Here is an 11,642-nt window from a genome sequence, read left to right as displayed (position 1 = left end):
CTGGCCACCGTTAGCTCTCCTCCAGGTGCTCGTCAATGACTTCGCCGACTAGTTGGAAAGCCAAGGAAGGGTTGTAACCCTTCCTTGCCAACATGGCCACCCAGCGGCGGGTGTACTTATCGCGTTCTTCCCGGTCGGCCAGTGCCATTGAGCCACGGACTTTACGACGGATAAGTTCTTTGCCCTGGCCCCGCTCTGTGTCATCATCAATCTGCTCCAGCGCCTCCAACGCCAGTTCAGGGTCAATGCCCTTCTCCGCCAGTTCTCGTTGCAAGGCACCCCGAGCCAACGACTTGTGCATAGATCTGCTGCGTACCCACATCTGGGCAAATTCACTGTCGTCGATCAGTTTTACAGCCACAAATCGATCAAGCACGGCCTCGGCCACATCCTCCGGGATATCCCGTTCGGCGAGTTTTTGGCTGAGCTGGAACCTGCTCTTGGCCGAATGAGTTAATTGGCGCAGAACTATGGCTCTGGCCGCGGATGCCGGGTTGGCACCCGGGTCCAGTTTGCGTTCCGGTCGTGCGTTGCTCATGGACGCGCCTAGAAGCCCTCGACTGTTTTGAGTTTCGGTTCAGCTTCGGGTTCACTTTCGGTCAGGACACCTACACCCAATTTTGCCTTGATGAGCCGTTCAAGCTCATCTGCAAGCTCGGGATTATCCTTCAAGAAACGCCTGGAGTTTTCCATGCCCTGCCCCAACTGGTCACCGTCGTAGGTGTACCAGGAACCGGATTTGCGGATAATTCCGTGCTCAACACCCATGTCAATGATTCCGCCTTCACGCGAGATGCCCACACCATAGATGATGTCGAACTCGGCGATCTTGAACGGTGGAGCCATCTTGTTTTTGACAACTTTGGCTTTGGTGCGGTTACCGACGGCATCCGCACCTTCCTTCAAAGTTTGGATCCGGCGAACGTCGATGCGGATTGACGCATAGAACTTCAGCGCTTTTCCACCTGTTGTGGTTTCTGGGCTACCAAAGAAGACACCAATTTTTTCACGCAGCTGGTTAATGAAGATCGCAGTGGTTTTGGTTTGGCTCAGACGTCCGGTGATCTTACGTAACGCCTGGCTCATCAGTCGGGCTTGGAGACCCACATGGCTATCGCCCATGTCGCCTTCGATTTCGGCACGGGGCACCAGAGCCGCAACGGAGTCAATGACAATGACATCCAGCGAGCCTGACCCGATCAGCATGTCCATGATCTCCAGCGCCTGCTCACCGGTGTCAGGCTGAGAAACCAGCAATGCATCAACATCCACGCCCAGCTTTCCGGCGTAGTCGGGATCGAGCGCGTGTTCGGCATCAATGAAGGCAGCAATGCCTCCAAGCTTCTGTGCACTAGCCACTGCGTGCAGAGCCAGCGTGGTTTTACCAGAGGACTCTGGTCCGTAGATTTCTACAACACGCCCACGTGGCAGTCCGCCAATCCCCAGCGCCACATCCAAAGCGATCGACCCGGTAGGGATCACCTCAATGGGCGCGCGGATATCGTCACCCAAGCGCATGATTGAGCCTTTGCCATATTGCTTGTCAATCTGAGCCAGTGCTGCTGCCAGCGCTTTTTCACGGTCTGCGGGAGCGGCCATGATTCACCTCGGTCTTTCTTTTGCGCCGTTTCCGGCCCTGTGCCGCTGCGCTAGTGACGCAACGCACGGTTAGTGGTTTGATGCATTGCTGATGCACGCTAATGTTCTTCACCGATTTTCCGGCTCCCGCTAACTACACGGGCCTGCAATTTCTACTTCTACCTAAAACGCTAGTTCAAGGGTCTGACATTGTCTGTGGCTACCGAACCTCAACTGCGAAATTGTGGAGAACTTTATGGTTCACACAGCACAGCACACTGTAAATTGTACTTTCGATCGAATAGATATTCGAACATTTCAGTCTATCTGCACGGCGTGTCGGAACTGCATGCTGCACGCTGCACAGTCTGACCCTTGCTCCCCTTAGTTCTTGGGGGCAATGTCCCGGCCCAACCACCGCTCTTGCGGGACATCCTGAGTTTTGCAGACCTCAAGCCATATCTCTTTAGGCTCAAAGCCAGCACGAAGGGCCTCACTTGCGGTATTCCCGCCCACACCACTGAGCACCAGGTCTCGGGCCAGTACCCGGGAATAGGAGGGGCTAAATTCGTCATCCATCAATCGCCAAAATTCACTTACTCGCACTCCACCATTCTCGCATGCCCGTCGTCTTGATAATCGCGTTGATAAAATCCATAGTCAGTTGTTTTCGAGACCTCGAATGTCCCCCCGATATCTCCTGGCACCCTTCCGCAGGCAGCTGAGATCGTGGGACACCTTGCAGCATTGGAAGAAATTATGCTCAATGGACGCGGAGGATGGAGGTGCCCAACTCATTGAGCTCAGTGCTGTTGCGGTTTTGAGCGAGAAAACAGACGCCGCTTTTATCCTCCCGACGTTCACAAAACCTGCACAGTTATAGATAAGCGGCACGCCACATCGGGTTTCTCGAGGTGCTGCATCGATGTCGCTGGGTCCGTACTGGCAGCCGTCCCTGATAGTGGCCATGATTCCTTGACCCGGACGGACAGAGGAACAGCCTCAGCACAAACCTCATAGACGAAAAAACTGGACCTCTCCCGAAGGATAAGGTCCAGTCTAGTTTTGGGGGTTGTCCTTGGTCACAGGCCAGCCGGGATCAGAAAGCGTTGGACATTAAGCCCTTGCTTAGTTCATCGGAGAGTTCCTCATTCAAGTCCCTGCCATAGCGGGCAGCGAAATCTTGGGGAACAGTGTCCGGGACAGCCACGCCTTCGGCGATGGCCAAACGATCGCTTACTTCGCGAAGCATAAGCGAGAGAGGCACTTCAAGTGCGGAACAAATTGAGGCCAACAGTTCTGAGGAGGCTTCTTTTTGTCCGCGCTCCACTTCACTTAGATAACCCAGTGAGACACGTGCATTGTGCGAAACTTCGCGGAGGGTGCGGCCTTGACGTTGACGCACATCTCGAAGAACATCACCAATCTCGTGGCGTAATACCACCATTTTGCGCTCCTTCTGCTGATGCGGTTTTTCGTCTGTCAAACCCACATCCCGCCAGCGCACTACGCCGTTTACGGATACGGGTTGTTTCACCATCGGTATCGCCTTACTCCTAGATCAGTTAACACACTTCATTGAATAGCACCTTCCGAAAGTTACCGGACGGTACTTAGAGACGCTTCGTGTTCCTATCCTAAAGGGGAAGGAACCATTTTGCGTTCACTATGACTAACTATCTAGTCACAACTTTTGTTCCCCGGCAGCTTTAATGACTTGTTCAAGCAGTGAAATGGCTTCCTGGGTGGCTTGTAAACGGATCATTTCCCTGTCACCACCAAAATGATACTCATAGGATTGTGCCTCGCCGTCGAGGGCGACACCTATATAAACATGGCCAACTTCCTTGCCCTGATGCGGTTCCGGACCGGCAACACCAGTGGTTGAGATGCCCACTCGGGAACTAGCTGCTGCACAGGCTCCCAACGCCATGGCGCAGGCAACCTCGGCGTCCACTGCCCCCCGGCTTTCCAATAATTCGCAGGAAACTCCCAGCAAACGTTCCTTGAGCACGTTCTGGTAAGCAATGACACCGCCTTGAAACATCCCTGAAGCACCCGGAACCTGAATGAGAGTTGCCGCCACCATCCCCCCAGTAAGCGACTCCGCGGTAGCAACAGTGATATCTGCCGCCACAGCTGAAGCGATCAGCGCAGCCAAACCCGTCTCAGTCAACATCCGCTACCCCTGCTCTTTGTAGTCATCGGTGCTTGCGCGCTCCGCACTGTCAGGCCCTGCACTCTCAAGCCCGGCACCAATGCGACCAGACCTACGCAGCTGCCACGCTTTCAACACGTAATCCACTCCTGTGACCACTGTGACGGCAAGGGCCGCCAGCATGAGAACCAAAGCAAGAATTGAGAGCCAAGAATGTGCCGGAGTCACAGGCAGGAGGTAAACGAAGATCGCCAAAGTTTGCATGACGGTTTTGAGCTTGCCGCCCTTTGACGCCGCCATCACCCCGTAACGGATCACCACGAAGCGCAGTAGGGTAATGCCCAGCTCGCGAACAAGCATCACAATGGTGACCCACCACCACAGCTCCCCTACAACTGAAAGCATGACAAGCGCGGAACCAATGAGAAGTTTGTCGGCAATAGGATCCGCAATCTTCCCGAAGTTTGTGACAAGTCCACGCGCCCGGGCGATATCGCCGTCGAGCTTGTCTGTGTAAATAGCAACCACAAACAACGCTGCCGCCAACCACCGCAGTTGCCCGTAGGCACCCCCGTCCGCCACGAAGGCCCAGATGAAAAATGGCACCAACACGATGCGCAAAAGCGTCAACGCGTTGGGTAGGTTCCAGTTCGAAGGGCGTGGCGCCACCGTTTCACTCACTGTGCAAGGCTATCGGCAAATAGGACGGCAGGACGATTTTTGCATCGTCTGGCCAACTTTAATGTCCTGACAAGCGCTAATGTCCTGTCAATGACCATGCGTCCTCGCCACCCTCTTCATCGTCACCTGTTACATCTGCGCCATCGTTGTAGTCAACCACTTGGGTCCGGTTGGCTAGGTCATCCGCAACAAGATCGCCTCCCCAACCATGGTTGGCATTGGCGTTATCGGCAAGTGCGGCAATCTTGGGGTCAACGCCAGGGGCGCCTGATCCTTCGGACGAAGGATCGCTGCCTGAGACTGCCGGGGTGGCTCCGTCACCGCGAATGGCGGCGAGGGTTTCGGCAAGATCATCCGGCTTGACGAGTACATCGCGTGCCTTGGATCCCTCAGAGGGACCCACTACCCCGCGGGACTCCAACAAGTCCATGAGCCGGCCGGCCTTGGCGAACCCAACACGCAGCTTTCGCTGCAGCATCGATGTTGAGCCGAACTGTGTAGTCACCACCAGTTCAGTTGCCTGCAGCAGCACGTCCATGTCATCACCGATGTCATCTTCGATGATTTTCTTGGGCGCCTCGGTAGCAACATCATCGCGATAAGTGGCTTTCAGCTGACCCTTGACATGGTCAACGACGCTCTTGATTTCAGCTTCTGTGACCCATGCACCCTGCACACGGACAGGCTTGGATTTGCCCATAGGAAGGAACAGGGCGTCACCTTGGCCTAGAAGTTTCTCTGCACCGGGCTGATCAAGGACAACTCGAGAGTCAGTGACGGATGAGGTGGCAAATGCCATCCGCGAAGGTACGTTGGCTTTGATCAAACCTGTCACAACGTCCACTGAGGGACGCTGTGTGGCAAGAACCAAGTGGATACCGGCGGCACGTGCAAGCTGGGTGATGCGCACAATGGAATCTTCCACATCGCGCGGAGAAACCATCATCAAATCCGCGAGCTCATCGACTATCACCAAGAGGTACGGGTATGGCTTAATAACGCGTTTTGAATCAACCGGCGGATGAACGCTGCCGGCTTTCACTGCCTTGTTGAACTCGTCAATGTGCTTGAAACCAAAATTCGCCAGGTCGTCGTAGCGGGTATCCATCTCACGTACTACCCACTGCAAGGCTTCGGCGGCTTTTTTAGGGTTGGTAATGATGGGGGTGATCAGGTGCGGGACGCCTTCATAGGCCGTCAATTCAACACGCTTGGGGTCAACCATCACCATCCGCACCTCATCTGGGGTGGCCCGCATCAGGATGGAAACAATCATGGAGTTCACAAACGATGACTTACCAGCACCGGTTGCACCGGCAACAAGAAGGTGCGGCATCTTGGCTAGGTTTGCCACGACAAAGCCGCCTTCAACGTCCTTGCCCACCCCCATAACCATTGGATGTTCGGTCCGCCTGGCGTTAGCCGATCGAAGCACGTCCCCTAGCACCACAATTTCCTTGTCGGCGTTAGGGATCTCGATGCCAATGGCGCTCTTTCCCGGGATGGGGCTCAGGATTCGTACATCCGATGACGCCACGGCATAGGAAATGTTCTTGCTCAACGCAGTGACACGCTCAACTTTTGTGCCCGGAGATAATTCAATTTCATACCGGGTAACTGTGGGCCCGCGGCTAAATCCTGTGACCTTGGCATCAACGTTGAATTGTTGCATTGTATCTGTCAGTGCCGCCACCACTGTGTCATTGGCTGCGGTGGCGTCCTTCCCTGGGGGCCCTGCCGGCAAAAGTTCAGAACCCGGCAGCGTGTAGGTGACGTCTCCGGAAAGTTGGAGTTGTTCCGAGCGGGCCGGGATGGGACTTGGGGCCGTTCGTGGCGGGGCCGCAATGGTGCGATCTACCACTGAGCCAACGCCGTCTGCGTTAGCTGCAGGGTTGCCTGCAGCATCCCTGGCCGCGTTTGCGGCAACAATACCGATCGCTTCGGTTACGGGCTCCGTGTTCTGCTGGCCGTCAAAAACTTCGCTGGTGGTGGGAAGTCCCTGCCTGGCCTTGATCTTATCCGCTGCCAACTCATCTCTGGTTGGCCGGCGCACCCCTGGCCGCAGTGAGGCATTGGCCGACGCCGGGGCCTGGTTTTCATCCTCGTCCGCGTCTATGAGAGGGGTATCGAATGCTTCAATACCCAGAACATCATCATTCTCCGCCTCACGGGCAGCCTTCTGTCGGGCCCGCAGTCCTCGCGGCTTCTTCGGCGGGTTGGCGCCGTCGTGGTTGTCCTGGTACAAGTAACTTTGATCGTGGCCAGTCCCGTCCACGTCATAATCCGACTCCGGTGCGCTACCCATGAGTTTCTCGTAGGCACCGCGCAAACGTGCCGGAATGTGGCGCACCGGTGTGTTGGTTAATACCAGCACACTGGCGAAGGCAACAACGGAGAAGAACACTACTGCGGTAACGGAACCCAATTTGGCCACGAGGCCTCCACTGAGTGCACCCACCATGCCGCCGGCCGCACTGACACCAGCAAAACCATCAGCAATGTTGGGGTTGCCCGCGGCAACATGCGCCAAGGCGCAGCCAGCCAGTGTCAGGATACAAAAGCCCAGCGCCACCCGATTATTCGTGGACATGTCGGTTGGCTGCCTAAAAACTAAGACAGAAAAAATAAGGAACATTGGTGGCAGCAGCACGGCGAACCAGCCAAAGCTGCCCTGCACAACACCCTGCACTGCGTCGGCAACGTTTCCGGAAAGTCCCCACCACTCAAAAGTGGCAATAATGATGGCAAGTAAAATGAACAGCAGTCCCGAACCGTCACGACGTTCGTGGGCGGGCATGGCGCTTTTGTCGGTTCCCATGCGGCGGATGGCGCCTCCAATCAAGTGGCCCGTGCCCTGCCACAAGCCCACCACCATGCGCACTGGCCACACCAAACGCACCTCCGGCTCGGGAACGGGAGGTTTGCTGCGTGTTACCGGCGTCTTTGTGGTCTTTGCGGTGCGCGGTGAAGCGCCACCCTGCTGACCGACGGACGAACGGGCGGGGGAAGAACGAGTCGCCATAGTCCAACGGTACCGTCCGCAGCGCGGGATCCTGCGGATTTGGCCAGCGAAGAACACGTGGTGGCAAGCACACACACCATCCGGAGCGGCTAAGCCTCCAGCACCACCGGGATGATCATTGGGCGTCGACGCAGCTTACGATTGACCCAGGTGCCAATCACCCGGCGTACAACCTGCTGGAGCTGGTGGGTTGTGTGATCGGTTGAAGCCATAACAGCTTCTTCAAGAGCTGCCGCAATTTTGGGTTTGATCTCATCAAAAACGGATTCATCTTCGGCAACACCGCGAGCATGAATATCTGGACCAGAGACGATCTTCCCGGTGGCCCGATTAACCACAGTGATGATGGAAATAAATCCCTCATCACCAAGTACGCGCCTGTCTTTGAGATCGGCATCGGTGATCTCGCCAACGCTGTGACCGTCAACGTAAACAAAACCACATTCCACCTGGCCCACAATCTTGGCCACGCCGTCTTTTAGATCGATAACAGAGCCGTCGTCGGTGAGCAGCACGTTTTCTGCCGGGACACCGGATGAGATAGCGATATTGGCGTTGGCGATGAGGTGCCTGGTTTCCCCATGCACTGGCATGACGTTCTTGGGCGTCAGGATGTTGTAGCAATACAATAGCTCCCCCGCAGCGGCATGACCTGACACATGAACCTTGGCAGTGCCCTTGTGGATGACGTCGGCGCCAAGCTTGAGCAGACCGTTAATAATCCGGAACACAGCGTTTTCATTGCCTGGGATCAGTGACGAGGCCAAAATGACTGTATCGCCCTTGCCCACTATGATCTTATGATCTCCGTTGGCCATGCGTGACAGTGCGGCCATGGGCTCACCCTGTGAACCTGTTGACATCAAAACAACTTTATTATCTGGAAGCTTATCTACGTTTTTCAGGTCAACAAGAACATCTGCCGGCACGTGCAAATAGCCCAGCTTCGCGGCAATGGCCATGTTCCTGACCATTGAACGCCCCACGAAGGCAACTTTGCGATCGTGCAATACTGCAGCGTTGAGCACTTGCTGCACGCGATGGACATGGGAAGAGAAGCTAGCGACAATGATGCGTTTGTCGGCTTTGCCGAACAGTCCCTCGAGCGTGGGCCCAATCTCTGCCTCACTGGTGGTGAAACCGGGCACATCGGCGTTGGTTGAGTCAACGAGGAACAAATCAACCCCCTCCTCCCCCAGCCGGGCGAAGTGGCGCAGGTCAGTAATGCGCCCATCAAGGGGCAGCTGGTCCATCTTGAAGTCGCCCGTGTGCAGCACAGTGCCACCGTCAGTACGAATGAACACAGCTAGCGCGTCAGGGATCGAGTGATTTACGGCAATGAACTCACACGCGAATGGGCCCAGCTGTTCGACTTGCTCCTCTTTGACAGTCAACGTCCACGGCTTGATGCGATGCTCAATTAGCTTGGCTTCGATGAATGCCAGTGTCAGTTGCGAGCCGATCAGGGGGATGTCTTGACGCAGACGCAAAAGGTACGGGACCGCGCCGATGTGGTCCTCGTGACCATGCGTAAGGACTACTCCAACAATGTCCTCTAAACGGTCCTTGATGTAGGAAAAGTCGGGTAAGATCACGTCCACACCGGGCTGGTCCTCTTCAGGGAACAGCACGCCGCAATCAACTATGAGCAGCTTGCCGTCCATTTCAAAGACTGTCATGTTGCGGCCAATCTCACCAATGCCGCCCAACGGAACTATGCGCAAAGTTCCCTTGTCCAGTGTGGGTGGTGTTCGCAGCCCGGGCTCGGTCATTTGACTCATGCCTAGACTTCCATTCCAGCTTCGGCAAGGTCAACCTTGATCAAGGCGATCTCCGCTTCGTCCGGCTCCACCAGGGGCAGCCGGACAATGGAGTTGGGCAGGAGTCCTTGCCATTTGAGAATTTGTTTGACGGCGACAGCCCCTTGCACGTGGCCCATGGTTGCCCTAATAACTGCATCAAGTTCAAAGTGAATACGGCGGGCCGTGGCAAAGTCTCCAGCCGTGGCGGCGTCAATCAAGGCACGGAACTTGCGCGGAGCAACATGGGCGCTGACACTGACAAGTCCGACGGCGCCGGCAGCCATCAGCGGCAGCGTCAGTCCGTCGTCGCCCGAGTAAACATCGAGATCGGTGTTCGCCAGGACCCGGCTTGTCGCGGTGAAATCTGCCTTGGCGTCCTTCAGCGCAGTGATGCGAGGGTGCGCGGCCAGCCGGATGATCGTCTCGGTGGTGATAGGCACCCCGGAACGTCCAGGGATGTCATAAATCATGACTGGAAGCTCGGTGGAATCAGCGATGGCTTCAAAGTGAGCCTGAAGGCCGGCTTGGCTGGGCTTGTTGTAATACGGGGTCACAAGCAGCAACCCATCGATGTCCAGCTTGGCAGCACGGCGTGAGAGTTCGATCGAGTGGCGGGTGTCATTAGTTCCGGTGCCGGCGATGACCCGGGCACGGCTACCCACTGCATCGATGACAGCCTGAAACATACCCAGGTTTTCTTCATCAGTGAGGGTGGAGGTTTCACCGGTAGTGCCCGTGACCACTATGCCATCACAGCCGTCGTCAACAAGTTTGCTCGCCAACTCTCCGGCCACTTGGTAGTCCACTGCTCCATCGGCAGTAAAAGGGGTAACCATGGCGGGCAACAAGGTACCGAAGGGACGGAGGGAGCGCTCAGAGACAGACATACCTAAAACGTTACCTGTAAGTTCACGATTTAGCGCAACGCAGCCCACAACTCTGGTTGTGGGCGGGTGATTTTGTCTCCTTTGTTCAGTTTGGCACCCTCAGAGTGAATCCAGGAACGGCAACCACTGTTCAAGTACGGGACCGGCAGGACCCAGCGTTGTGCCGTGGTTGCGCCTGGGAAGCTCCACGAACCGGGCATTGGCCATAAGCTCGCAGGCACGCTTTGAGTCTTTTAAACGGCCTGTGTCAGCACTGCCAGCCATCAAGAGCGTGGGTGTGGCAATGCCGGCCAACCGACTCTCCGGGATGGGCAAATCCCTCTCCGTGTGGGCAAAGTAGGCGCGCATCGCCGCTGCGTCGTTAGCAAGGAAAGCAGCCCGGGTCGCGGCGTCTAAGGCGCGTCCCAGATGTTCCTCCCAACCCTGCACAAAGGCGGGCATACCGCCTGAGCCGAGGGCGTCGTCGTACCCGGGGAAGAAAAGATCGCCAATGTTCCCCGGCTGGATGCGGTACGTGCCGCCAAGAGTAGTTAGCGAAAGCAGCCTTTCCGGGGCCTGGACTGCCAGCGAGAGCCCCATGCGTCCCCCCACTGAATAACCGCCAAAATGGGCTTGCGGGGCCTGGACAGCGTCAAGGACGGCCAGCACATCGGCCACCAAAGTGTCCATGGTGTAGTCACCCGCAGAGTCCGGCTTGCCGCTACGGCCGTGCCCTCGCAGGTCCATGGTGATGACCCGGAATTGTTTTTGAAACTCCTTGGTGTAGCCAAATCCACGCCAAATGGCCCTGCTCAGGGCGCTGCCATGGACCAGCAGGAGCGGCTCGCCCTGCCCAACCTCGTCATAGGAAAGTTCGACGCCGTCGTGCGGGTTCTGTGTGACTGCCATCTCTGCCTGCCCCTCTCCTGTGCTGGTCTTGACTGTACTGGTGGTGACTGTGCTGGTGGCGACTGTGCTGATCTTGACTGTGCTGGTGGCGACTAGAGATCGCTTCGGCAGCTGTGCGTCTCCACAGTTCGGGGTTTGCTGTATGGGGTTTAGCGCTTTGGGCGAAACAGTGCAATCGCGTCACGCATGGCTTTGCGGGCGCGTTTGCGGTCCCCCGCCGCGTCGTAAGCGCAGGAAAGCCTGAACCAGGAACGCCAGTCTTCGGGCTCAGCTTCCGCCTCGAGTTTGTATTTTTCAAACTCTTCATCTGCCGCACCGCGCACTATCCGGCCGCCCGGAGTTCGTGGCAAATTGTCCTCGGGCAGGCCACCTTCAGCCTCAAGAATTTTCGCCATCTGTTCGGTTTTTGCCCCAAACCTGACTTCGCTGATCAGCGCCCACCCCGCAACTAGCGGGATGACAAAGTAGGACACTCCCAACAGTTTGGCGATCCAGTCCGAGTCACCAATGAGCAGGACGGCTCGTTGCATCATGACGACCATGTAAAAAACCAGCAAAAGGCAGATGAGCGCTACCCAGATTTTGGTCTTAGTAATTTTCATCTTCGACACAGCAGTATTTGCCAT

11 protein-coding genes are annotated in these 11,642 nt (G+C 56.3%); all 11 read right to left on the bottom strand.

What is annotated here, in order from left to right; translation table 11 throughout:
* Positions 1–10: 10 nt before the first annotated feature.
* A complete protein-coding gene (locus AAFM46_RS05585; RefSeq protein WP_343319986.1) occupies positions 11–538 on the bottom strand; it encodes a regulatory protein RecX in 528 nt (175 codons plus the stop codon).
* Between the two features lie 8 nt (positions 539–546).
* Positions 547–1,599: a recombinase RecA gene (gene recA, locus AAFM46_RS05580; protein ID WP_283531102.1), complete on the bottom strand. Its 1,053-nt coding sequence runs from the start codon at positions 1,597–1,599 to the stop codon at positions 547–549.
* A gap of 363 nt (positions 1,600–1,962) precedes the next feature.
* Positions 1,963–2,184 carry a DUF3046 domain-containing protein gene (locus tag AAFM46_RS05575; RefSeq protein ID WP_283531103.1) on the bottom strand — a complete coding sequence of 74 codons (222 nt, stop codon included), beginning with the start codon at positions 2,182–2,184 and terminating at the stop codon, positions 1,963–1,965.
* 493 nt (positions 2,185–2,677) lie between these two features.
* Positions 2,678–3,118: a helix-turn-helix transcriptional regulator gene (locus tag AAFM46_RS05570; protein ID WP_343319984.1), complete on the bottom strand. Its 441-nt coding sequence runs from the start codon at positions 3,116–3,118 to the stop codon at positions 2,678–2,680.
* A gap of 144 nt (positions 3,119–3,262) precedes the next feature.
* Complete coding sequence (locus AAFM46_RS05565) at positions 3,263–3,757, bottom strand: CinA family protein (RefSeq protein WP_283531105.1); 495 nt, start codon at positions 3,755–3,757, stop codon at positions 3,263–3,265.
* Between the two features lie 3 nt (positions 3,758–3,760).
* Positions 3,761–4,417 (bottom strand): CDP-diacylglycerol--glycerol-3-phosphate 3-phosphatidyltransferase, encoded by a 657-nt coding sequence (pgsA, locus tag AAFM46_RS05560; RefSeq protein WP_343319982.1) that lies wholly within the window; start codon positions 4,415–4,417, stop codon positions 3,761–3,763.
* Positions 4,418–4,493: 76 nt separating this feature from the next.
* Complete coding sequence (locus AAFM46_RS05555; protein ID WP_343319980.1) at positions 4,494–7,439, bottom strand: DNA translocase FtsK; 2,946 nt, start codon at positions 7,437–7,439, stop codon at positions 4,494–4,496.
* Positions 7,440–7,528: 89 nt separating this feature from the next.
* Entirely contained in the window at positions 7,529–9,220 is a 1,692-nt protein-coding gene (locus AAFM46_RS05550) for a ribonuclease J (protein ID WP_343319978.1), read from the bottom strand.
* A 2-nt stretch (positions 9,221–9,222) separates the two neighbouring features.
* Entirely contained in the window at positions 9,223–10,128 is a 906-nt protein-coding gene (dapA, locus tag AAFM46_RS05545) for a 4-hydroxy-tetrahydrodipicolinate synthase (RefSeq protein WP_343319976.1), read from the bottom strand.
* Between the two features lie 99 nt (positions 10,129–10,227).
* A complete protein-coding gene (locus tag AAFM46_RS05540) occupies positions 10,228–11,016 on the bottom strand; it encodes an alpha/beta hydrolase (RefSeq protein WP_343319975.1) in 789 nt (262 codons plus the stop codon).
* Between the two features lie 149 nt (positions 11,017–11,165).
* On the bottom strand, positions 11,166–11,642 hold the full coding sequence (locus AAFM46_RS05535; RefSeq protein ID WP_283531111.1) for a hypothetical protein: 477 nt from the start codon (positions 11,640–11,642) through the stop codon (positions 11,166–11,168).

It is taken from the genome of Arthrobacter sp. TMP15, from assembly GCF_039529835.1.
Classification (GTDB): Bacteria; Actinomycetota; Actinomycetes; order Actinomycetales; family Micrococcaceae; genus Specibacter.
This window is presented reverse-complemented; position numbering and strand designations above follow the sequence as displayed.